Source organism: Arthrobacter dokdonellae, from assembly GCF_003268655.1.
Taxonomy (GTDB): domain Bacteria; phylum Actinomycetota; class Actinomycetes; order Actinomycetales; family Micrococcaceae; genus Specibacter; species Specibacter dokdonellae.
On record NZ_CP029642.1, the window covers coordinates 633,524 to 656,647 of the forward strand.

The 23,124-nt window shown below is 68.9% G+C and carries 23 protein-coding genes; 19 read left to right on the forward strand and 4 right to left on the reverse strand.

Annotated features, from left to right (window positions below):
* Positions 1-96: 96 nt before the first annotated feature.
* Positions 97-1,740 (reverse strand): phosphoglucomutase (alpha-D-glucose-1,6-bisphosphate-dependent), encoded by a 1,644-nt coding sequence (gene pgm, locus DMB86_RS02865; protein ID WP_113716469.1) that lies wholly within the window; start codon positions 1,738-1,740, stop codon positions 97-99.
* A gap of 186 nt (positions 1,741-1,926) precedes the next feature.
* Between pgm and DMB86_RS02870 the strand changes: the two genes are divergently transcribed.
* Complete coding sequence (locus DMB86_RS02870; RefSeq protein WP_113716470.1) at positions 1,927-2,442, forward strand: DUF4190 domain-containing protein; 516 nt, start codon at positions 1,927-1,929, stop codon at positions 2,440-2,442.
* Between the two features lie 80 nt (positions 2,443-2,522).
* Here the strand turns inward: DMB86_RS02870 and DMB86_RS02875 are convergent, their stop codons facing one another.
* A complete protein-coding gene (locus tag DMB86_RS02875) occupies positions 2,523-3,920 on the reverse strand; it encodes a peptide MFS transporter (protein ID WP_113719292.1) in 1,398 nt (465 codons plus the stop codon).
* 182 nt (positions 3,921-4,102) lie between these two features.
* Between DMB86_RS02875 and DMB86_RS02880 the strand changes: the two genes are divergently transcribed.
* From DMB86_RS02880 to DMB86_RS20480, 3 genes are all read left to right on the forward strand, one after another.
* The gene (locus DMB86_RS02880) at positions 4,103-4,429 is read left to right on the forward strand and encodes a rhodanese-like domain-containing protein (RefSeq protein ID WP_113716471.1); all 327 of its coding nucleotides are present in this window, start codon (positions 4,103-4,105) and stop codon (positions 4,427-4,429) included.
* 43 nt (positions 4,430-4,472) lie between these two features.
* Complete coding sequence (pheA, locus tag DMB86_RS02885; protein ID WP_113716472.1) at positions 4,473-5,414, forward strand: prephenate dehydratase; 942 nt, start codon at positions 4,473-4,475, stop codon at positions 5,412-5,414.
* Positions 5,415-5,521: 107 nt separating this feature from the next.
* Positions 5,522-5,695, forward strand: coding sequence for a hypothetical protein (locus DMB86_RS20480; RefSeq protein ID WP_171814344.1), 174 nt, complete (start codon positions 5,522-5,524; stop codon positions 5,693-5,695).
* 75 nt (positions 5,696-5,770) lie between these two features.
* Here DMB86_RS20480 and DMB86_RS02890 read toward each other — a convergent pair whose 3' ends face one another.
* On the reverse strand, positions 5,771-6,838 hold the full coding sequence (locus DMB86_RS02890; protein WP_113716473.1) for a diacylglycerol/lipid kinase family protein: 1,068 nt from the start codon (positions 6,836-6,838) through the stop codon (positions 5,771-5,773).
* Positions 6,839-6,889: 51 nt separating this feature from the next.
* Between DMB86_RS02890 and serS the strand changes: the two genes are divergently transcribed.
* Positions 6,890-8,167, forward strand: a complete 1,278-nt coding sequence (gene serS, locus DMB86_RS02895; RefSeq protein ID WP_113716474.1) for a serine--tRNA ligase — start codon at positions 6,890-6,892, stop codon at positions 8,165-8,167.
* A gap of 108 nt (positions 8,168-8,275) precedes the next feature.
* Entirely contained in the window at positions 8,276-9,142 is an 867-nt protein-coding gene (locus DMB86_RS02900; protein WP_113716475.1) for an HAD family hydrolase, read from the forward strand.
* A gap of 157 nt (positions 9,143-9,299) precedes the next feature.
* Here the strand turns inward: DMB86_RS02900 and DMB86_RS02905 are convergent, their stop codons facing one another.
* Positions 9,300-9,788, reverse strand: a complete 489-nt coding sequence (locus DMB86_RS02905) for an inorganic diphosphatase (protein WP_113716476.1) — start codon at positions 9,786-9,788, stop codon at positions 9,300-9,302.
* 194 nt (positions 9,789-9,982) lie between these two features.
* On the opposite strand from DMB86_RS02905, the gene dacB reads away from it, so the two are divergent.
* From dacB to DMB86_RS02970, 13 genes are all read left to right on the forward strand, one after another.
* The gene (gene dacB / locus DMB86_RS02910) at positions 9,983-11,389 is read left to right on the forward strand and encodes a D-alanyl-D-alanine carboxypeptidase/D-alanyl-D-alanine endopeptidase (protein WP_113716477.1); all 1,407 of its coding nucleotides are present in this window, start codon (positions 9,983-9,985) and stop codon (positions 11,387-11,389) included.
* A gap of 117 nt (positions 11,390-11,506) precedes the next feature.
* Complete coding sequence (locus DMB86_RS02915; protein WP_113719293.1) at positions 11,507-12,718, forward strand: zinc-dependent metalloprotease; 1,212 nt, start codon at positions 11,507-11,509, stop codon at positions 12,716-12,718.
* Between the two features lie 63 nt (positions 12,719-12,781).
* On the forward strand, positions 12,782-13,804 hold the full coding sequence (tilS, locus tag DMB86_RS02920; RefSeq protein ID WP_113719294.1) for a tRNA lysidine(34) synthetase TilS: 1,023 nt from the start codon (positions 12,782-12,784) through the stop codon (positions 13,802-13,804).
* A 74-nt stretch (positions 13,805-13,878) separates the two neighbouring features.
* Positions 13,879-14,430 (forward strand): hypoxanthine phosphoribosyltransferase, encoded by a 552-nt coding sequence (gene hpt, locus DMB86_RS02925; RefSeq protein WP_113716478.1) that lies wholly within the window; start codon positions 13,879-13,881, stop codon positions 14,428-14,430.
* Positions 14,431-14,606: 176 nt separating this feature from the next.
* Positions 14,607-16,682, forward strand: coding sequence for an ATP-dependent zinc metalloprotease FtsH (ftsH, locus tag DMB86_RS02930; protein ID WP_113716479.1), 2,076 nt, complete (start codon positions 14,607-14,609; stop codon positions 16,680-16,682).
* 110 nt (positions 16,683-16,792) lie between these two features.
* Positions 16,793-17,353: a GTP cyclohydrolase I FolE gene (gene folE, locus DMB86_RS02935; protein ID WP_113719295.1), complete on the forward strand. Its 561-nt coding sequence runs from the start codon at positions 16,793-16,795 to the stop codon at positions 17,351-17,353.
* A gap of 6 nt (positions 17,354-17,359) precedes the next feature.
* On the forward strand, positions 17,360-18,385 hold the full coding sequence (gene folP, locus DMB86_RS02940; RefSeq protein WP_113716480.1) for a dihydropteroate synthase: 1,026 nt from the start codon (positions 17,360-17,362) through the stop codon (positions 18,383-18,385).
* A 5-nt stretch (positions 18,386-18,390) separates the two neighbouring features.
* Positions 18,391-18,753, forward strand: coding sequence for a dihydroneopterin aldolase (gene folB / locus DMB86_RS02945; RefSeq protein ID WP_113719296.1), 363 nt, complete (start codon positions 18,391-18,393; stop codon positions 18,751-18,753).
* Complete coding sequence (gene folK / locus DMB86_RS02950; protein WP_113716481.1) at positions 18,750-19,283, forward strand: 2-amino-4-hydroxy-6-hydroxymethyldihydropteridine diphosphokinase; 534 nt, start codon at positions 18,750-18,752, stop codon at positions 19,281-19,283. The genes folB and folK overlap by 4 nt, the downstream gene beginning before the upstream one ends.
* A gap of 100 nt (positions 19,284-19,383) precedes the next feature.
* Positions 19,384-19,887: a DUF3180 domain-containing protein gene (locus tag DMB86_RS02955; protein WP_113716482.1), complete on the forward strand. Its 504-nt coding sequence runs from the start codon at positions 19,384-19,386 to the stop codon at positions 19,885-19,887.
* Between the two features lie 88 nt (positions 19,888-19,975).
* Positions 19,976-20,473, forward strand: a complete 498-nt coding sequence (locus tag DMB86_RS02960) for a PH domain-containing protein (RefSeq protein ID WP_171814577.1) — start codon at positions 19,976-19,978, stop codon at positions 20,471-20,473.
* Positions 20,470-22,167, forward strand: coding sequence for a PH domain-containing protein (locus DMB86_RS02965; RefSeq protein ID WP_113716484.1), 1,698 nt, complete (start codon positions 20,470-20,472; stop codon positions 22,165-22,167). The genes DMB86_RS02960 and DMB86_RS02965 overlap by 4 nt, the downstream gene beginning before the upstream one ends.
* On the forward strand, positions 22,157-23,080 hold the full coding sequence (locus tag DMB86_RS02970; RefSeq protein ID WP_113716485.1) for a Rossmann-like and DUF2520 domain-containing protein: 924 nt from the start codon (positions 22,157-22,159) through the stop codon (positions 23,078-23,080). Before DMB86_RS02965 ends, DMB86_RS02970 begins: the two co-directional genes overlap by 11 nt.
* The last annotated feature ends 44 nt before the right edge of the window (positions 23,081-23,124 follow it).

Here is a 23,124-nt window from a genome sequence, read left to right on the forward strand (position 1 = left end):
GGCCAGCTCGCATTAACTGCACCATCAATTTCCGATGTGGAGGCCGGGCGGCGGACCCGGCGGCTGTCACCGGACCCGCCAGGCTCGACAGCGGCGTCAGGAGATGACGCCGTCGACCAGGGCCTTCGCCTCGGCCTGGACCTGCGCCAGGTGTTCCGGGCCCTTGAAGGATTCGGCGTAGATCTTGTAGACGTCCTCGGTGCCGGAGGGTCGGGCGGCGAACCAGGCGCTGTCCGTGGTGACCTTCAGCCCGCCGATGGCCGCGCCGTTGCCGGGGGCCTCCGTCAGCTTCGCCGTGATGTCCTCGCCGGCCAGGGTGGTGGCGGTGACGTCGGCGGCGGAAAGCTTGCCGAGCGCGGCCTTTTGCTCCCGGGTGGCAGCCGCGTCGATGCGCGCGTACGACGGCGCCCCAAAGCGGGCGGTCAGCTCCCCGTAGTGCTCGGAGGGCGACTTGCCGGTGACGCCCGTGATTTCCGAGGCCAGCAGGGCCAGCAGGATACCGTCCTTGTCCGTGGTCCAGACCGAGCCATCCTTCTTGACGAAGGAGGCCCCCGCCGATTCCTCCCCGCCGAAGACGCCCTCGCCGGAGAGCAGGCCGGGCACAAACCACTTGAAGCCCACGGGCACCTCAACCAGCTGGCGGCCAAGATCGGCGGCCACCCGGTCGATGATGGAGGAAGAGACAAGCGTCTTGCCAACCCCGGCGGAGGCAGGCCACTGCGGGCGGTGCGTGTACAGGTACTGGATGGCCACCGCCAGATAGTGGTTTGGGTTCATCAGCCCCGCGTCCGGGGTGACGATGCCATGGCGGTCGGCGTCGGCGTCGTTCCCAGTGGCGATGTCATACGGGGCGCCCGACTGCAGCTTGTTGATCAGCGACGCCATGGCGGAGGGGGAGGAGCAGTCCATGCGGATCTTCTCGTCCCAGTCCAGCGTCATGAACGCCCATTGCGGGTCCACGGTGGGATTGACCACTGTCAGGTCGAGGTGGTGCCGCTCGCCGATCTCGCCCCAGTAGTCCACGGAGGCCCCGCCCATGGGGTCGGCGCCGATGCGCACGCCCGCGCTGCGGATGGCGTCCAGGTCGAGGACGGAGGGAAGGTCGTCGACATAGCCGGAGAGGAAGTCAAACTTGCCTGTGGTGGCGGCGCCGAGGGCGTCGGCCAGCGGCACGCGCCGGACGCCGCGCAGGCCCTCCTCCAGGAGCTGGTTCGCCCGGTTGGCGATCCAGCCTGTCGCGTCCGAATCGGCCGGCCCGCCATGCGGCGGGTTGTACTTGAAGCCGCCGTCGCCGGGCGGGTTGTGGGAAGGCGTCACCACGATGCCGTCCGCGACGGCGTCACGGCGCCCCACGTTGTAGCTGAGGATCGCGTGGGACACGGCGGGCGTGGGCGTGAAGCCGTGGCGGGCGTCGATGAGCACCTCGACGCCGTTGCCGGCCAGAACCTCAAGGGCCGTGTTTTGTGCCGGCTCGCTGAGCGCGTGGGTGTCCTTGCCCATGAACAGCGGACCGGTGATTCCCTGGCCCGCGCGGTACTCGACGATGGCCTGGGTGATGGCGGCGATGTGGCCCTCGTTGAAGGAGGCCTTCAACGACGAACCGCGGTGCCCGGAGGTGCCGAACGCCACGCGCTGCCCCGGATCGGCCAGATCCGGCGAAATGTCATAGTAGGCGTCCAACAACGCCGTGAGGTCAACAAGGTCCTGGGGAAGGGCAACTGTGCCCGCGCGGCTAGCCATGGTCCCAGCATGACAGAGCGGACCGTCCCGGCGCATCCATTTGTCACAGAATGGACGCAGCCGCCCCCTGCACGCCGGTAAAAGCCGGCGCACGACGGCCGGGAGCGCCCGCTGGACTACGATGGAAAGCAAGAATCCATAAGTTTATGCGTCTCCACGGGGGCCGCAAGATGGCAGGAGCCCGCCGTGTCGAACCAGCCGGACCATCCGCAGCCGTATCCCGGAACGCCCCCGGGATTTGCGCCACCAGACTACGTGGCCCCGCCCGCCGGGCAGCAGCCGGACCCCGCGCACCTTCACTATGGAGCCGGCCGGTATGGCCAGCCCCAGTACGGCCGGTACGGCGCGCCCCAGTACGGCCGGTACGGCGCGCCGATCGAGTACGCCGGCGGCCCCGGCTACATGGACTCCAGCGGACCACGGGGCCTGAGCCTGGCGAGCATGATCGTCGGCCTGTCGTCCCTGTTCGTTGTGGGCTGGTTCATCGTTCCCCAGGTCGTCGGGGTGGTCCTGGGCCACATTGGCCTGTCCAAGGAAAGCCCGCAGGGACGGCCCTTCTCCATCACGGGCCTGATCACCAACTATCTGGCCCTGCTGATCTACCTGGGCATCTACGCATTCTTCATATACGTCGCCGCCACGTTCAGCGAGACCTCCACGGGAACGGCAAATGCCTGGGCGTCGGTGCTGTCCAAGGTGTAGCCGCCGACCCTTAACGTCCGGCGGCACCTCCCCAACGCATCCGCGCAGGGGAGGTGCCGCCGTCGTGCCTTAAGGTCCGCCTACAGCACGCCGGCCATGAGCCGCTTGACCGGCTTGTGGGCCAGGAGCAGCAGCACGCCAAAGCCGATCGCCACCAGGCCGACGACCAGGAAATACGGGGATTCGTTGGACGGGTCGTACCACTGGGCGAGGACGCCCGACATGGCCGTGCCGAGCGAGACGGACAGGAAGAACAGGGCCACCATCTGCGTCCGGTACGCCGCCGGGGCCAGCTTCGTGGCCAGGGAAAGGCCCACGGGGGAGAGCATGAGCTCCGCAACGGTGAACAGCAGCAGGATGAACACGATCGCCAGCATCGGCACGGCCGCCATGCCGGCGAACGGGATGAACGCCAGGTAGGCGGCGCCCATCACCACCAGGGCGACGGCGAACTTCACGGGCGTGCCGGGCTGGCGGTCCCCCCACTTGGTCCAGAGGGCGGCAAAGACGCCGGCAAAGACAATGATGAACACCGGGTTGATTGAGGTGACCCAGCTCGGCGGCATTTCCCAGCCAAACACCATCCGGTCCAGGCGCTTGTCCGCATACAGGGCCACCACCGTGAACTGCTGCTGGAACAGGGACCAGAACACGGCGCTGGCCAGGAACAGCGGCATGAACGAATACACGCGGCTGCGCTCCGTGCCGGTCAGCGACTTGTTCGCCAGGATCACGGCGAAGTAGGCCACGGTGGCCAGGATGACCACCGCCACGATCACCCACTTCAGGTTCTCCGCGGTGATCAGCTTCAGCGCCACGGCGGCAATGATGAGCACGACGGCGGCCCCCGCCAGGGCGCCGGCCTTGCCATAGCTCGTGGCCGGGAGCGGGTTGGCCACACGGTGCGCCGAGTCCGGCAGGTTTTTGCGCGTCAGCCCGTACTGCAGCAGGCCCAGCGCCATGCCGACGGCGGCGGCGGCGAAGCCGACGTGGAAGCCCCACGTGACCTGCAGCCAGCCGGTGACGAGCGGACCGACCAGCCCGCCGATGTTGATGCCCATGTAGAAGATGGAGAAGCCGGCGTCGCGGCGGTCGTCCTCCTTGGCGTACAGGGTCCCCACCAGCGACGTGGCGTTGGCCTTCAGCCCGCCGGAGCCCACGCCCACGAGGATCAGACCCGTGGCCAGTCCCGCGGCGCCGGGCAGCAAGGCCAGGGACAGGTGCCCGGCCATGATGGTCAGGGCGCTGTAGAACAGGACGCGTTCGGATCCCATGAGGCGGTCGGCCACCCAGGCCCCGAGGATCGTGGAGAGGTAGACGCCGCCGCCGTAGGCGCCCACAATGCCCAGCGCCGTGCCCTCGTCGATGCCTAGTCCGCCCTTCGTGACGGAGTAGTACATGTAGTAGGCGAGGATGCCCTGCATGCCGTAGAAGGAGAACCGTTCCCACAGCTCCACGCTGAAGAGGTTGAGCAGCATTTTGGGCTGTCCAAGGAACGATTTGTCGCGGTGGTCCAGGGGTGCCTCGGCAGCGGGTGCCGGGCTCTTGTTTAAGCTCACTTGCCCAATTTTTGCATTTGTGACGTGCTCCCGTCACATTGCGGCGTGCCCCGGACCATTAAGCTTAAACGCATTGCACCCTAGGTTCAGGAGTAACGACCATGTCAGACATCATGAACGTCACCGTGGACGAGCTTCCCGGCGACGCAGTGATTTTGGATGTCCGCGAGGATTATGAGTGGCAGGCCGGGCACATTGACGGCGCCCTGCACATCCCCCTGGAGCAGCTTCCCGAGCGCCTCGGGGACCTTGACCCCGATCAGGACGTGAACGTCATCTGCCGCACCGGCGGGCGGTCCTTCAGGGCCACCACCTGGCTGACCGAGAACGGGTACAGCGCCTTCAACGTGGTGGGCGGCATGGGGGCCTGGTTTGAGGCCGGCCGGCCCATGACCAGTGAAAACGGCGAAACGCCCCGCGTCCTTTGACATCTGCCGAAACTGACAGGCAAGCCATGAACAGAATGTCCCGATGAACACAGCGACCGGCTCCTCCCGCCTGCCCTACACCTTTCTGGGGCCGGCCGGCACCTTTACGGAATCCGCGCTCCTGATGGTGCCCGGGGCCGCGGCGGCGGAACGGGTGCCGTCCACCAATGCCGCCGACGCGCTGGCCAAGGTGCGGGCGGGCCGGGCCCGGGCGGCCATGCTGCCCATTGAAAATTCCATCGAGGGGGGTGTGCCGGCCACGCTGGACGCCATCTCCAACGGCGTCGAACTGCGGATCCTGCACGAGGTGGTGGTGCCGGTCAGCTTTGTCCTGGTCGCGCGGGCCGGCGTGGCGCTGGCGGACGTCACCCATGTCGGGACGCACCCGCACGCCTGGGCCCAGACGCGGAACTGGTTCCAGGACCACCTGCCCGACGCCGTCCATGTGCCGGCGAACTCCACGGCGGCCGCCGCCCATGAACTTCTGGACAGCGGTGCCGCCTTCCAGGCGGCCGTGTGCGCGCCGCTCGTGGCGGAACAGACCGGCCTGTCCATCCTCGCGGCCGGCATCGAGGACAACATCGGCGCCGTGACCCGCTTCATCCTGATCGGCCAGCCGGGGGAGCTGCCCGCGCCCACGGGGGCCGACAAGACCACCCTGGCCATCCCGCTGCCGGAAGACCGGCCCGGCGCCCTGATGGAGATCCTGGAGCAGTTCGCCAGCCGCGGCGTGAACCTCAGCCGCATCGAGTCGCGGCCCACCGGCCAATTCCTGGGCCACTACATCTTCAGCGTGGACGTGGACGGCCACATCCGCGACGCCCGTGTGGCCGACGCCCTGCGCGGCCTGCACCGTGTCAGCCCGGACATGCGCTTCCTGGGGTCGTATCCGCGTGCGGACCAGCAGCCGCCGCTCATCCGGCCGTACAACGCCGACACCGCCTTCGACGAAGCGGCGGCCTGGGTTGACATGCTGCTGGGGTGACCCGCTGCTCCCTCGCGGAGTTCTTCCCGACGGGTCCCGGCAAGCCTATGCTGTGGGTACCCGGCAAGCATGCGGGGCCAGAGTAAAACGGGAAGGGGCCGGCGGCCATGGAAAAGCACGGTACCAAGGACAGCAGTGAGGACGGCATGATCGTCAACCCCGGCAAGGACGAAGGCCGCGACACCTCAGTGGGGGACGAAGGCGACAACGCGAACGAGCTCCGCTTTGACGAGGAACAGCGGCTGATCAGGGAGCAGTCGCACCACCACGACGTCGACTAGGGCCCGGCCGGGCGCCATGCGTGCCAGGCCGGCGACCGGCGCGGCGCCCGGCGCGACCGCCGAGGCAGGCGAATCCTATGCCGGGTTGTTGGGCGCGGCCACGCGGACCAGCACGGCCTTGTGTTCAACGCTGACCTTGACCATCGTGGCCGTGCCGGATGGATCCCCGTCCACCTGGGTCTCCACGGGCATGACGGTGCGGATCACCAGGTTCTTGGACCGGTAAAAGTCAATGACGGGGAGCCGGTTTTTGTGCTGAAACAGGATCTTGCCGGCCATGGCCAGCCATCCGAGCGCGCTCCGGGGGCTGATGACCACCACGTCCAGCACGCCGTCGTCAATGAGCGCCGCCGGCACAAAGTCGATGCCGCCGGGCAGCAGCCCGCAGTTGGCAAACAGCACGGAGCGGATTTTGCGCTGCTGGGCCGGCTGGTTGTCAAGGGCGATGCTGACCTTCTTGCGCCGCCCGGCCATGTGCCGCAGGCCCGCCTCGCTGTAAGCCAGCCAGCCGACCGATTCCTTGAGCTTGGAGTTGGTGTCATTCATGACCTCGGCATCCATTCCCAGCCCCGCGATGACCATGAACGAATGCTGCGACGCGGCGCCGGTGACGGCGTCCTCGATCTCCATCAGGCCGGCGTCGATGTGCCGCTGGTGACCAAACAAGGCGACCTGCACGTTCGCGGCCACGTCATTGACGTCCAGGTCCAGGTTCCTGGCCAGCAGGTTCCCCGTTCCCAGCGGGATCACCGCCAGCGGCACCTCGGTGCGGCGCATTTCCTGGCCCACAGCGCGCACGGTGCCGTCCCCGCCGCCCACGACGACGACGTCGGACTTGGCAGCCAGCGCCTGGCGCGCCATGGCGTGGCCGGGATCCGCGGCGGTGGTTTCCAGGAACAGCGGCTCCGGCCAGCCTGCCAGCGTGGTGGAGCGCAGCAGCAGCGTCTTGGCCGCGGCGGCCCCGCTCTTGGTCGGGTTGTAGATGAACGCCACTTTCTGCGCGGCGGCATGGATCTTGTGGGGGGACTCGGCAACGGCGCTGCGCGTGTGGTTCTGTGCGAGCTTGCGGACCCCCAGCCAGCTGAAGCCGGCGGCGAGCAGCACGGCGGCCGCGATGATGGTGATGAGGACTTCAGTTGGCATGATTCTCTAACCTTAGCCGTTTGGTTTGTCTTGATTGGATAGGCTTAGGGCGTGATCGATGTTAGAGACCTCTGCGAAAATCCCGCCAAATACCGTGCCAGCCAATCGGCCCGCGGAGCCGAGCCGTCCGTGGTGGATTCCATCATTGCCGCCGACGCAGCCCGCAAGTCCTCGATCAGCTCCTTTGAGGGCCTGCGGGCCGAGCAAAACCTGTACGGCAGGAAGGTGGCCCAGGCCAAGGGCGAGGAGAAGCAGGCACTGCTGGCCGAGGTCAAGGACCTGGCCGCGCGGGTCAAGGCAGCCTCGGCCGCCGCGGATGCGGCGGCGGCGGAGGCTGACCGCCTGGTGCGTGCCATGCCGAACCTCGTCGCCGAGGGCGTCCCGGAAGGCGGCGAGGACGACTTTGTCACGGTCAAGACCGTCGGCACCCCACGCGAATTCGCCGACTTCGAGCCCCGCGACCACCTGGAGATCGGCGAGTTGATAGGCGCCATTGACATGGAACGCGGCGCGAAGGTCTCCGGATCCCGCTTTTACTTCCTGAAGGGCGTGGGGGCACGGCTGGAGATGGCGTTGCTGCAGATGGCCATGGACCAGGCCATCGCGGCCGGCTTCGTCCCCATGATCACGCCCACCCTGGTGCTGCCCGAAACCATGGCCGGCACCGGCTTCGACGTCCAGCACGACGCCGAAATCTACCGCCTGGCCGACGATGACCTTTACCTGGTGGGCACCTCGGAGGTGGCCCTGGCCGGTTACCACGGCAACGAGATCATCGACGTCAACGAGCCCGTCCGCTATGCGGGCTGGTCCTCCTGCTACCGCCGCGAGGCAGGATCGCACGGCAAGGACACGCGCGGGATCATCCGCGTCCACCAGTTCAACAAGGTGGAGATGTTTGTCTACACCACGGTGGAAAAGGCCGACGAGGAACACCAGCGCCTGCTCGCCTGGGAAGAGGAAATGCTCGCGAAGGTGGAGCTGCCGTACCGCGTCATCGACACGGCGGCCGGCGACTTGGGCATGTCCGCCGCGCGCAAGTTCGACTGCGAGGCCTGGGTTCCCACGCAAAGCAGCTACCGCGAGCTGACCTCCACTTCCAACTGCACCACCTTCCAGGCGCGCCGCCTGAACATCCGCGAGCGTGTCACGAACGACGACGGCACCAAGGGTGGGACGCGCGCGGTCGCAACGCTGAACGGCACCCTGGCGACGACGCGCTGGATCGTGGCCATCCTGGAACACCACCAGAACGCCGACGGCTCCGTCACCGTTCCCGCGGCGCTGCGTCCTTACCTGGGCGGCATGGAAGTGTTCCCGGTCCTGTAGCTCCTGGACGCGAATGCCGGGCATGCTCACTCAATGTTCACCCGGCGTTCACCGCCCACCTGGGCCCGTTCCTAGGTGCCTGACAGGACCGTCTGGTTCACTGGAAGCATGACCATGACAGCACATACAGCCGCACCTGGCATCGATGACCAGGAAATCGCAGCCCCGGCCCCTGCAGCAAACACGGACCGCTACCTGGTGGCCCTGGACGTTGACGGAACCCTGGTGGACCATGACGGAAACATGACCGGCAGCGTCCGCGACGCCGCCGCGGCCGTGGTGGACGCCGGCCATGAGATAGTGATCGCCACCGGCCGGTCCCTAGGCGCCATGCTCCCCGTCGTGGAGCGGATTGGCCTGCTCCGCGGCTACGGGGTCTGCTCCAACGGCGGCGTGACCGTCCGTCTGGACCCCTCCCTGGAACACGGCTTTGAGGTCGTTGAGCGGGTCACATTCAGCCCGCGGACTGCGCTGACCACGCTGCGCGACAAAATTCCGGGCGCCCGGTTTGCCCTGGAGGACGCGGACGGGAATTTCCTCTCCACGTCCCGCTTCCAGGACGCCAGCTTCGGCATCGAGGCCCGCGGCGTGGACTTCCACCACCTGCTGGATGCCCGCGCTGTGCGTGTAGTGGTCAACAGTGCCGAGGCCAGCACGGAGGAGTTTTCCGCAGCCATCGCCGCCGCGGGGCTGCACGGGGTCACGTACGCCGTGGGGTGGAGCGCCTGGCTGGACATTGCCGCGGCCGGCGTCACCAAGGCCACGGCGCTGGAAAAGTTGCGCGCCGGGATGGGCATTGAGCCGGCACGCACGGTCGCCGTGGGCGACGGCTCCAACGACATTGAAATGCTGCGCTGGGCCGGCCGGGGAGTCGCCATGGGGCAGGCTGCCGCGGACGTCCTGGCCGCGGCCAACGAGATCGCGGCCTCCGTGTACGAGGACGGCGCCGCCGCCGTCCTGCGCAGCCTTTTGTAGCGAGGCGGGCCGCGGTGCTCGGGCCTGTCGAGACCCAGGCAACCGGTGCTCGGGCCTGTCGAGACCCAGGCAACCGGTGCTCGGGCAGCGAGCCTTGCGAGCGCGTCGGGACCTCGATTTCGACAGGCTCAACCACCGGGCGCCGCCGTCGAACTTCCTAGTGGCCCTCGGCCTCGAAGCGCTTGATCGAGGCTTCCAGCTCGGCCTCGGCCGCGGCGCGGTCCGCCCAGCCCTCGGCCTTGACCCACTTGCCGGGCTCCAGGTCCTTGTAGCGGGTGAAGAAGTGCTCGATCTCCTTGACCAGGAACTCGTCGAGGTCGGAGATTTCCTGGATGTGGTCGAACCTCTTGTCGTCAACAACGCACAGGACCTTGGCGTCGCCGCCGGACTCGTCCGTCATGTTAAACACGGCGATGGGGCGGGCATCCACCACGACGCCGGGGTGCAGGTCGTAATCCTGCAGCAGCACCAGGGCGTCCAGCGGATCGCCGTCCTCGCCCAGGGTGTTGTCGAAGAAGCCGTAGTGGGTGGGGTACTGCATGGAGGTGAACAGGACACGGTCCAGGCGGACGCGGCCGGTCTCGTGGTCGACCTCGTACTTCACGCGGGACCCGCGCGGGATCTCAATGGTGACGTCGTGCTTCATAGGGTGCTCCTCATCATGTGGACGGCGCGGCCGGACGCGGCCGATCGCGTAAAATTACATCTACTATGAGGATATAGGCGGTTTTCGTGCTCTCGAAACCCCGACCCCTCCCGCCCGTGCCATCCGGCGCGGCCCGAGACCAGCCCGCGCGCCTTGAATGCCGGGCCGCACAGCCATGAAGGAAACGCCACCATATGGGACGCACGTCAAAAATTCTGACGGGCGGCCTGCTCATTGTGGCGCTCGCCGCGGTGACGGTCCCCGCGGGCATGCACCTGGTTCCGGCCCTGCTGCCCGGGGAGACGGTGGCAGCGGCCCCTGCCGCGCAGCTGGCGCCCACCGCGCTTTCCGCCGTCACCGGCATCACCCCGCTGTCCGCCTCGGCGCCGCTTCCGGACGTGGCAAAGCTCGGTGCGGCCCTTGACGGGGCCCTGGCACTCGCGGCCGGCGGTCAGTTCAGCGCCTACGTCACCGACCCCTCGAGCGGCAGGGTGCTGTACAGCAACGACGGCGACAGCCCCCGCACGCCTGCGTCGAACCTGAAGCTGCTCACCGCCACGGCCGCGTTGACGGCGCTGGGTGCCGGCACGCGGCTGAAAACGTCGGTGGTTGCGGGTCAGACGCCGAACGAACTGGTGCTGAAGGGCGGCGGCGATGCCATGCTGTCCGCTGGCAGCAGCGACTCCTCCGCCGTCATGGGCCACGCGGGGCTCGCCACCTTGGCGGCACAGACAGCGGCCGCCCTCGCCGCGGGCGGCGTCAAGGGCCCGGTGTCCCTGCGCATCGACGACCACCTGTTCACCGGTTCCGCGCTGAACCCGCAGTGGGACGCCGGGGACGTCGACGCCGGGGAAATCGCGCCCATCCAGGCCATGGCACTGTATGCCGGGCGTTTCTCCGCCAGCACCGCCGATGCCCCCGGGCCGCGACCGCAGGATCCCGCCCTGGCCGTGGGCCTCTCCTTTGCCTCCGCCCTCAAGGATGCCGGGGTCGACGTTGCCGGTCCCATCACCAGGACCGCCGCCCCCGCCACGACACCGCACATCCTGGCGTCCGTCAGCTCCGCCACCCTGGCCCGGCAGGTGCAGTATCTGCTGGCCGAATCGGACAACTATCTGGCCGAGGTCATGGGCCGGCTCGTGGCCGTCAAGGAAGGGATGGAGGCGGACAATGCGGGGTCCGTGGCGGCCGTGCGCAGCGTCCTGGCCCGCCTCGGCCTGCCGCTGCAGGGCGCCGTCACGGTGGACAACTGCGGGCTGGCCGGGGCCGACCTCATCAGCGCACACCAGCTGGTGCAGGTGGTCTCCCATCTCCTGGACCATGCGGGTACGGACGCGGGGCAGGCGTTGGAGGGCCTGCCCATCGCCGGACTGACGGGCACCCTTGGCGGCCGCTTTGGCGAGCCCGGCACGGTGGAGGCGGCCGGCCTGGTGCGCGCCAAGACGGGCACCTTGAACCAGGTGTCCACCCTGTCCGGCTACGTGGTCAACCACCACGGGCGCCTGCTGGCATTTTCCATCATGGGCAACAAGCTCGCCGGCGGCCCGGCCTCGGCCATGCCCGCCATCGACGCCGCCGCGGCGGCCCTGGCCAACAGCTGACCGCCCCGCCGCGAGCCTGCGAGCGGTGGGAGGGCGTGGGGATTATCTCGAACCTCGACGAGCGGAGCGGTGTTTATCTCGAACCTCGACTCAGGGAAGTGTGATCTCATGGTGGACATGAGCCCGCACCGCAGCGCACAGCCAAGCACACCCGCACCTGCCGCACCCAACCCGGCCGCCACCCCCAGCCCGGCTGCCACGCCCGCCCCGGCCGCCGACCGCCCGAGCCTGGTCAACTGGGAGCTGGCCGCCAGGACCGCGGCCGGCCTGGCCCCGGCCGGCCCCGCACTCAACGGCGCCGAAATTGGCCGCGCCGTGGAAAACCTGCGCCTCATGGCGGAGAAGTCGGTGCCGCACGTCCATGAGATCAGCAGGCTCGAAGCGGCCCGGGACCTGCGCGACTCCGAGGTGCTGGTGGTGGACCGGGCCTCCTGGGCCAAGGCCAACACGCAAAGCTTTGCCGTCATGATGGATCCGATCATGTCCGCGCTCGCCGCCAAGCAGGCCGCAGCCGGCAAGAACGCCGCCGCCGCCGGAGCCACGGTCACCGGCGCCCAGCTGGGCGCCGTCCTGGCCTTTCTCTCCAGCAAGGTCCTGGGCCAGTACGATCCCTTCGCCGCCCTGGCGGTGCCCACGGCAATGTCCGACGCCGCGGCGCCGCGGCCTGCCAGCGGCGGCCGGCTGCTGCTGGTGGCGCCGAACATCCTCACGGTGGAGCGCGACCTCAAGGTCGACCCGGACGACTTCCGGCTCTGGGTGTGCCTGCACGAACAAACCCACCGCGTGCAGTTTGCTGCCGCGCCGTGGCTGCGCCTCCACATGCTGGCCGAGATTGAAAAGCTCGGCGGCCTTTTGGTGGGGAACAGCGACCATCTCGGCGAGCGGCTGCTGCAGGCCGTCAGGTCGCTGGGCAGCAAGAAGGAAGCGGGGCCGGACACGCCCGGCCGGGGCGCCGTCCTGGACCTGCTTCAAACCCCCGAACAAAAGGCGGCGCTCTCCCATGTCACCGCCGTCATGAGCCTCCTGGAGGGCCATGCCAACGTGGTCATGGACGGCGTGGACGCCTCGATCGTGCCCACGGTGCGCACCATCCGCCAGCGCTTCAACAACCGCGGCAAGGACCGCGGCGCCATGGAGAAGTTCATTCGGAACCTTCTGGGGCTCGACGCCAAAATGCGGCAATACAGCGACGGCGCCAAATTTGTGCGCGAGGTGGTGGCCATCGCTGGCATGGACGGCTTCAACACCGTCTGGACGCACGCGGAAAACCTGCCCACCGAACCGGAGATCCACAACGCCCGCCTCTGGGTCGAGCGGATGGGCCTGTAAGTGTCGGACGGCAGCACCCGTCCGCGCCGGCGCCTGGACCCCACCGTGGGCAAGGCGCGCGCCATGGTGGCCGGGCTCCTCGGGCTGGCCACCGCGGGCAGGCACCGGCCGGTGGAGCATCCGCCGCTGGTGCTCGTGGGCTGCAGCGGCGGCCCGGACTCGCTGGCCCTGGCCGCCGTCACCGCCTTCTTTGCCGGCCGCGGGGAAATCCGCGCGGGCGCCGTGGTGGTGGACCACCAGATGCAGCCGGGCAGCGCGGACGTGGCCGCACGGACCGCGGAACAGCTGCGCGCCCTGGGCCTGGAGCCCGTCCAGGTACGCACGGTGGATGTTGCGCACGACGGCGGCGGGCCCGAGGCTGCCGCCCGCTCCGCCCGCTTTGCCGCCTTGGACGCCGCGGCCCGGGAGCTGGGCGCGGAGACGGTGCTGCTGGGCCACACCCTGGACGACCAGGCCGAATCGGTGCTCCTGGGCCTGGCCCGTGGCTCGGGCACCCGCTCGCTCGCCGGCATGCGCCCCCGCCGCGGGATGTATGCCCGCCCGTTCCTGCAGCTGCGCCGCGATGAGACGTTGGCCATATGCCGGGCGCTCGACCTGGAACCCTGGCACGACCCGGCCAACTCCGACGACGCATACCTGCGCGTGCGGGTCCGGCACACGGTGCTGCCGTTCCTGGCCGCCGAGCTGGGACCCGGCGTCACCGAGTCGCTGGCCCGCACGGCAGGCATCCTCGGACACGACGCCGACTTCCTGGACGGGCTCGCCGACCAGGAATTTGCCCGGATCGCCCAGCCCGGGCCGCCCGGCGCGGAGACGCCGGACGAGGTCAGCCTGCCCGAGGATGCGCTCCGGGCACTCGCCCCGGCCCTGAGGATGAGGGTGTTGGCGAGGGCCGTCGTCGTGCTTGGGGGGTATCAGCCCAGCCAGGAGAGGCTGGGCGCGGCGGAGGCGCTGCTGGAGCGAAAGGGCTCCGCCGGGCCGGTGCAAATGGCCGGGAAAGTCGGCGCCTGGCGAATTTCCCGCAGCCAGGCCGTTCCCCATGACGGGCCGGGCTATGGGAAGCTAGTCTTTAGACGCAGCATGTAACCTGGCGCGGCGCAGTGGCGCTGCCGCCGCTGCACCCAACCAGTCACACAGTCCTTTACTTTCAGGAGACATTGGTGGATTCACAAGACGTCCAGGCCGATCTCAAGCATGTTCTTTACACCAAGGAACAAATCCAAAGCCGTGTGGCCGAACTGGCCGCACTGATCGACGCTGACTACGAGGGCCGCGACGTCTTGCTGGTGGGGGTGCTCAAGGGTGCCGTGATGGTCATGGCCGATCTTTCCCGGGCCCTCCACAGCCACGTCACCATGGACTGGATGGCGGTGTCCTCCTACGGTTCCGGCACGCAGTCCTCCGGAGTGGTGCGCATCCTCAAGGACCTGGAAACGGACCTGATGGGCAAGCACGTGCTGATCGTCGAGGACATCATCGACTCCGGGCTGACGCTGTCCTGGCTCAAGGCAAACCTGATTTCGCGCGGCCCCGCGTCGGTGGAGATCTGCACCCTGCTGCGCAAGCCGGATGCCGCCAAGGTGGAGATCGACGTCAAGTACGTCGGCTATGAGATCCCCAGCGAGTTCGTGGTCGGCTACGGCCTGGACTTTGCCGAGAAGTACCGCAACCTGGACTTCATCGGGACACTGGCCCCGCACATTTACGAGTAATTCCCTTTTCCGTGCCGCCCCTCCGCAATTCTTTATGCCCAGAGGGAACTAATAAGCGCTCCCGTGCGTGTTGACATACGAACGGTGTAATGCTTGTAGCGCGGGAATGTGGCCGTGCTTGAAAGTCTTTACACACATTGGTTGAGCGGGAGGGACGGGGCGCAGCCTCAGAACACATGAATGTCAAGAAACTCTTCAAGGGTCCCTTCATCTGGATCATTGTGGTGGTGGTGCTCATCGGCGCTGCCCTGGCCACGCTGACCGGGGGCGGACAGAGCAAGATCGACACCTCCGAGGCCCTGACACTGCTCAAGAACGACCAGGTGGTCTCCGCCAAGGTCTTTGGGTCCGAGGGCCGTGTGGACATGGTGCTGAAGAACGACTACACCACCGACAGCGGCACCAAGGCCGGCAAGGACGTGCAGTTCTACTACGGCGCCTACCGTGCCTCGACGCTCGTGGATGCCATCGACAACGCGGGACTGAAGTCCTTTGACGACCAGCCGGCCTCGAACAACTTCTGGTCCAGCATCCTCTCGCTGCTCATCCCCTTTGTCCTGATCGGGCTGATCTTCTGGTTCCTGTTCTCCCGCATGCAGGGCGGTGGTTCCAAGGTCATGCAGTTCGGCAAGTCCAAGGCCAAGCTCATCACCAAGGACCACCCGCAGGTCACGTTCAACGACGTGGCCGGTGCCGACGAGGCCGTGGAGGAACTTCACGAAATCAAGGAATTCCTGCAGGACCCGGGCAAGTTTGCCGCGGTGGGCGCGAAGATCCCCAAGGGCGTGCTGCTCTACGGTCCTCCCGGGACGGGCAAGACCCTGCTGGCGCGCGCCGTGGCCGGTGAATCCGGGGTGCCGTTCTATTCGATCTCGGGCTCGGACTTTGTGGAAATGTTCGTCGGCGTGGGCGCCTCCCGTGTCCGCGACCTCTTCGAACAGGCCAAGACCAACTCCCCGGCCATCATCTTTGTCGACGAGATCGACGCCGTGGGCCGCCACCGCGGCGCCGGCATTGGCGGAGGCAACGACGAACGTGAGCAGACCCTCAACCAGCTGCTCGTCGAAATGGACGGCTTTGACGTCAAGACCAACGTCATCCTCATCGCCGCCACCAACCGCCCCGATGTCCTGGACCCCGCACTGCTGCGCCCGGGACGCTTCGACCGGCAGATTCCCGTGGAGGCACCGGACCGCCTGGGCCGCGAGCAGATCCTGAAGGTCCACGCCAAGGGCAAGCCGATGGCGCCCGGCGTCGACCTTAACGCCGTGGCAAAAAAGACGCCAGGTTACACCGGCGCGGACCTGGCCAACGTCCTGAACGAGGCGGCCCTCCTGACGGCCCGATCCAACGCCCAGCTCATCGACGACCGGGCCCTGGACGAGTCGATCGACCGCGTCATGGCCGGGCCGCAGAAACGCACGCGCGTCATGAAGGAACTCGAGCGCAAGATCACCGCCTACCACGAAGGCGGCCACGCGCTGGTGGCGGCGGCCATGCACAACACGGCCCCCGTCACCAAGATCACCATCCTGCCCCGCGGGCGCGCCCTGGGCTACACGATGGTGGTCCCCGAGGACGACAAATACTCGATCACCCGCAACGAGCTGCTGGACAACATGGCCTACGCCATGGGCGGACGCGTGGCGGAGGAAATCGTGTTCCACGACCCCTCCACCGGCGCCTCCAACGACATCGAGAAGGCCACCGGCACCGCCCGCGCCATGGTCACGCAGTACGGCATGAGCGAGCGCATTGGCGCGGTCAAGCTGGGCACGGGGGGCGGAGAGCCGTTCCTGGGCGCCAGCGCCGGCCACGACCGCGACTATTCCGAGTCGGTCGCCGCGGTCATCGACGACGAGGTCCGCAAGCTCATCGACCGGGCCCACGACGACGCGTACGAGGTCCTGATTGAGAACCGGGACGTCCTGGACCGGCTGGCCCTGGAACTGTTGGAGCGCGAGACGCTGAACCAGGCCGAAATCGCCGCGATCTTCTCCGACCTCCGCCGGCCCGTCCAGCGCGAGGTGTGGCTGTCCAAGGCCACCCGGCCGGTCTCCGACGTGCCCCCTGTGATCACGGACAAGGAGCGCCGCGACGCCCTGGCCGCCGGCGAACCGGCACCGGATTCGCTGTCCCCGCAGGAGCAGCTGGCCGGCGCCCATCTGCAGGGTGACGTGGACGCGCCGGGCCGCATGCCGGGCATCGATTTGGGCAAGGGCGACGGCGAGCAGCTGCCCGGCCGGCGCTGATTGCGGATAAGATCTCACCCGTGACCAATTTCGACGACGAACCGGACTCCGCAGCGCCCGGCACCCCGGGTGCCGGGCCGGGAGCAACCTCCGACGGCTACGGCGGGAGCATGGACCTGCCGCGCATTGAGGCGGCGGTCCGCGAAATCCTGCTGGCGGTCGGGGAGGACCCCGGCCGCAGCGGCCTGGTGGACACGCCCAAACGTGTTGCCAAGGCCTACGCCGAAATGTTTGCGGGCCTGCACCAGGATCCAGGGGAGGTCCTGGGCACCACCTTTGACATCTCCCACGAGGAGATGGTGCTGGTCAAGGACATCCCGTTCTACTCCACCTGCGAGCACCACCTGGTGCCGTTCCACGGCAGCGCCCACGTCGGCTACATTCCGTCGTCGGACGGGCGGGTGACCGGGCTGAGCAAGCTGGCCCGGCTGGTGGACATCTATGCCAGACGACCGCAGGTCCAGGAACGCCTGACCAGCCAGATCGCGGACTCGCTGGTGCAACACCTCAAGCCACGTGGCGCCATTGTCGTCATTGAATGTGAACACATGTGCATGTCCATGCGGGGCGTGCGTAAACCAGGGGCCAAGACCGTCACCAGCGCGGTCCGCGGCCTGCTCCACGAGCCCGCAACCCGGGCCGAGGCCATGAGCCTGATTCTCGGAAGGTAACACCCTATGGATTCCCTCGCAGCCGCCCCGGGCACGGGCCCGGCCACCTCGCCCCTGCCCGTTCTCCGTGCACGCACCGCCATGGCATCGTTTGACCGCCTGCCCTCCGACCGCACCGTGGTCATGGGCATCCTGAACTGCACCCCGGACTCCTTCAGCGACGGCGGGGAGTACAACTCCTTGGACACGGCCATCTCCCACGGGCTGCGCATGTTTTACGGTGGCGCGGACATCATCGACGTCGGCGGCGAATCAACGCGCCCCGGAGCCGAGGACGTGGCCGCGGCCGAGGAACAACGGCGCATCATGCCGGTGATCGAGGCCCTGACCAAGGCGGGCGCCCTGGTCAGCGTCGACACCCGCCACGCCTCCACCGCGGCCCTGGCACTCGACGCCGGCGCCGGCCTGATCAACGACGTCTCCGGCACGCATGTCCACCCGGACATGATCGCGCTGATCGCCGAGCGCCAGGTCCCGTATGTGCTCATGCACAGCCGCGGCGACTCCCGCTCCATGGACACGCTGACGCAGTACCACGACGTCGTCGAGGACGTGGTGCGCGAGCTCGCCGAGGTCCGGGAACGCTTCTACGCCGCCGGGGTCGCGCCGGAGAAGCTCATCCTGGACCCGGGGATCGGCTTTTCCAAGAACGCCGAGCAAAACTGGGAGCTGCTGGCCAACCTGGACCGCGTGGCCGAGCTGGGCAACAGGGTCCTGGTCGGCACCTCCCGCAAGCGCTTCCTCGGCTCGCTGCTGACCACCGCCGGCAAGGCCGCGGCGCCCAAGGAGCGCGACGACGCGACCTCCGCCACCACCGCGCTGGCCGCAGCCCAGGGCATCTGGGGGGTCCGCGTGCACGACGTCGGCGCGAGCGTCGACGCCGCAAAGGTCGCCGCCCGGATGCTGGTGGGCAGGCGGAACCGCGAGGCCCGCCTCACGGAGCAGGGACAGCCGGCGCGGGCGGGGCAGGCACACGCCGAGCCGTCGCAGGCCGCCCAGGCGCAGCCGGAACCCGTACGGGCCGCCCTGTGAGCCGGCTGGACACCATCACGCTGACGGGCATCACCGCCATTGGCTACCACGGAGTTTTTGGGCATGAAAAACGGGACGGCCAGCCGTTCGTTGTGGACGCCGTCCTGCACACGGACGTATCCGCCGCCGCCGCTGCGGACGACCTCACGAAGACCGCCGACTACGGTGCCGTGGCCGAGACCATTGCCGGGCTCATCCGGGGCAAGTCGTTCGACTTGATTGAGACGCTGGCGGTGCGCACCGCCGAGGCGATCCTGGCCGGGTTCACGGCCGTGGAGGCCGTGGAAGTCACCGTCCACAAGCCCAAGGCGCCCATCCAGGTCCCGTTTGGCGATGTGGGAATCAACGTCTTCCGGAGCCGTGCATGACAGCCGCCCGCGCCCTGACGCGCGCGGTCCTGGCCCTCGGCAGCAACCTTGGCGAGCGCCAGGGCACGCTCTCCGCCGCGGTCGGCGACCTGGTGGACCGCCCCGAGGTGCGCCTCGTCGACGTGTCGCCCGTGGTGTCCACCAAGCCCGTGGGCGGCCCCGAGGGGCAGCCGGACTTCTTGAACATGGTGATCGCCGTGGACACCACGCTGGAACCGCTGGAACTGCTCGCGCACTGCCACGCCGTCGAAAGTGCGCACCACCGGGAGCGGAAGGTGCGCTGGGGCCCCCGCACCCTGGACATTGACATCATCAGCTACGGGGACGTGCACAGCAGGGACCCGGAACTGACCCTGCCGCACCCCCGGGCGGCCGAACGGGCGTTCGTGCTGTACCCGTGGGCGCTCATGGACCCCGGCGCGACCTTGGACGGCCGTTCCGTAGCGGAACTTGCCGCCGCGGCGGCGGACATGCCCGGCCTTGGGCACGCCGAGCTGGAGCCCCTGGGTGGCGACGGCCAGCCGGTGTAAATCTGCCGGGCGCATGCCCCGCGCCGTCGTGCGGAATAAACTGTACGGTTGAGGAAAGCACACGGAGCGAGAAACGGGTGAGGCACAAATGAGGAGCACAATGCGGACCATCCGGCCTGCATGGCTGGTGGTGGCAACGGTAGTCCTGGGCGTGGCCGGCTGGACCACCACGGAGCTCACCTCGCGCGCCAGCCTGCCGCTTCCCGTGCTGCCCTTCAGCTCACTGGCGACCATGGGCCTGATCGTGGTTGTCTGCCTGATCCTGGGGTTCAAGGTCCGCCACTGGCGCGACGGGCACCGCGACCGCGTCCTGGACCCCCTGGTGGCCGCCCGCACCCTGGTCCTGGCCCAAGCCTGCGCCTTCGCCGGCGCCGTGCTGCTCGGCTGGCACCTGGGCATCCTGGTGGACCAGCTGGACACGATCCCCCTGCGCGGGGACCTGGGCCCCATCTGGAACATCGCTGCCCTGGGCGGCGGAGGCATCGTCATGATCGTGGTCGGCCTGGTGGTGGAACGCTTCTGCAAGCTGCCGCCCGAAGACACCGACTCCGCAGCGCCGCCGCGCGAAAAGCCCGAAGGCCGCGGGAAGGAAGAATTTGCCTAGGCAATCGGGCCCGGCAGGCCAGGCCAGCGCGGCTGCGCCCGCCGTCGCGGTCCCGCCCGCGCCGGTCCCGCCCGCCCACGCCAGTGCCATCGATCCCGAGGGTGTGGCGTTCCGGCGGGTCTCGGACAGGCTCACCACCTTGCGGCTGATCGAGCGCGGCCTCGGCGGGCTGGTCCTTGTGGCCATTTTCTCGCTCCCGCTGATCCTCACGCTGGCCGGCGTGTGGGACGCATACCCGGCATGGCTGGCCTGGGGACTGCCGGCCGCCGTCCTGGCCCTGGTGTTGTGGGTGCTGGCCCTGGTGCCGCGCCAGGTGCGTGCCATCGGCTATGCCGAACGCAACGACGACCTGCTGATCCGCCACGGCATCATGTTCCACCGCATCATGGTGGTTCCCTACGGGCGCATGCAGTATGTGGACGTCACCATGGGCCCGCTGGAGCGGGCGCTGGGCCTGAGCAGCGTCCACCTTCACACGGCCTCCCCGGGGACCAACGCGGTCCTTTTCGGCGTGCCGGCGGCCGAGGCCGCACGGCTCCGCGAACAGCTCTCCGCCCGCGGTGAGGCGAAACTGGCGGGGCTGTGACCGGGACCACCCCCGCCGGCACCTTCCACACCGACAGCCCCGCGACCTGGCACCGCGTCCACCCCGTCTCGCCGCTGGTGCGCGGATGGGTGGCCGTGGCGGCCGTGCTGTTCATTTTTGGCCGCAACGCCCTCGATTCCCTGTTCACGGGAAGGCCGGGAAGTTCAGGGCTTTCCACCGGCGCGCCGCCCGCGGTCATCGCCGCCGTGGTAGGGGCCGCCGTCGTCGTCTTCGGCACCGGCTTCTTCCTGTCGTGGCGCTTCACCCGCTATCAGGTGACCGACGACCACGTCCACATCAACTCGGGCATCATCTTCCGCCAGCAGCGCCGCGCCCGGATCGACCGGGTCCAGTCCATCGACGTCGTCCAGCCGCTGCTGGCCCGCGCGTTTGGGCTGGCCGAACTGAAATTTGACGTGGCCGACGGCGGGAAGTCTGCGTTCCGGCTCTCCTTCCTCAAGCTTGACGAGGCCAAGCGGCTCCGCGCCGCCATCCTGGCCCGCGCGGCCGGCGTCGCCGTGGACCCGGAGCAGCCGGACCAGGTCACCGAGGCGCCCGAACGGCACGTGCTGGCGCTGGGGCCCGGACGGATCATCGGCGCCACCGTTTTCAGCAGCCTCAGCATCGTGACCGTGCTGGGCTTGGCCGGGGCCGTGTCCCTGTCCGTCTGGAGCGGGGAAATCGGGGTGTTCGTCGGCTTTATCCCCATCTTCATCGGCCTCGGCGCGTCCTACTGGAAGGCCATCACGGGCGACTTCAACTTCCGCGTGGCGCTCTCGCCCGACGGCGTCCGCCTCCACTACGGCATGCTCGAGACCCGGGCGCAGACCATACCGCCCGGCCGCGTCCAGGCGGTGGGCATCAGCCAGGGTCCCGTCTGGCGGCCCTTCGGCTGGTACCGGGTCCACGTCAACGTCGCCGGTTACGGGACCGACCGCTCCGACCACGGCAACCGGACCGTGCTGCTGCCCGCCGGCACGATGGAGGAGGTCATGGCGGTGCTGGCCCTGGTGTTCCCGGACCCCGGCGTGGACAACCCCTTCGACGTCTTCGCCGCCGGCCTGCGCGGCCCCGGGAACCGGCACGGCTTTGTCCACTCGCCGCGGTCCGCGCGGTGGATCGACCCGCTCGCGTGGCGCTACAACGCCTACCGGGCCACCTCCACGGCCCTGCTGTGCCGCCACGGGGTGGTCTTCCGGCGCCTCGAGGTGGTGCCGCACGAGCGGACCCAGTCGCTGAGCCTGCGCCAGGGACCCCTCATGGCGGCCCTGGGCCTGGTGGATTTTGAACTCCACTCCACCGCGGGCCCCGTCAAGCCGCTGGTGCACCACGTGGCGCTCGCCGCCGGACGCCGCCTTTTCGATGAACAGGCCGCCCGTGCCGCCACGGCCCGCCGCATCCACAGCTCCGAACATTGGCTGGCGCCCGTGGCGCAGCCCCCGGGAGCCCCCGGCAGCCCGGAGTTCCCTCGGCGGCTTTCCGGCCAATCGGCCGCGGGCGGCCTCGGCCTCCCTGACGCCGCCTACGGAAACCCCGGTCCCGCCGGCGGACCGGAGTTCCCTCGGCGGCTTTCCGGCCAATCGGCCGCGGGCGGCCTCGGCCTCCCTGACGCCGCCTACGGAAACCCCGGTCCGGCCGGCGGCCGTTCCCGGCATCAGTTGGACAACGCGCAGGAGAACGACCATGCCAATTAAGCCCGGCCGCCTTGGCATTGGAATCATCGGCGCCGGCAAGGTCGGCGCCGTGCTGGGGGCCGCCCTGCGCGCGGCGGGGCACGCCGTCGTCGGGGTTTCCGGCGTCTCGGAGGCGTCCCTGGAACGGGCGGAGCTGCTGCTGCCCGGGGTGCCGGTGCTGGAGATCGCGGACATCGTGGAGCGCTCGGAGCTGGTCCTGCTCGCCGTGCCGGACGATTCCCTGCCCGGGCTGGTCTCCGGGCTGGCGGCGACCGGCGCGTGGCAGACCGGGCAGCTAGTGGCGCATACCTCCGGCAGGTATGGCACCGGCGTGCTGGCGCCGGCCAAGGCGGCCGGCGCCATTCCCCTGGCACTGCACCCGGCCATGACGTTCACCGGCATGACCCTGGACCTCGCGCGCCTGGCCGACTGCTGCTTTGGCATCACGGCGGAGCCGGCCATGCTGCCCATCGCCCAGGCGCTGGTCGTGGAGATGGGAGCGGAGCCGGTGGTCATTGCCGAGGCCGACCGCGTCCTGTACCACGCATCGCTGGCGCATTCGGCCAACCACCTGGTCACCATCGTGGCCCAGGCAGCGCAGGTCCTCGGCGACATCGGGGTGGAGGCCCCCAACCAGGTGCTCGGCCCGCTGTTGCGCGCCGCGCTGGAGAATGCCCTGGCGTCGGGGGAATCGGCGCTGACCGGGCCGGTGGCGCGGGGCGATTCCGGCACCGTCGCCGCGCATACGCAGGCCCTCCGCGAACACGCCCTGGACACCGGGTCCGCCGACATCCTCGACGCCTACGTGGCACTCTCCTCCGCCACGGCCGCCCGGGCGGCACGCCGCGGGCTGCTGTCCGCCGAGTCGTTCCTGGGCGTCCAGGCCGCCCTGACCGCGGACGACTCCGGGCCCTCCACCGGGCCGGGCGGCTGACCCTTCCCCGCCGTCCCCGGCCCGGGGCGCCGGGGCCCGATTCA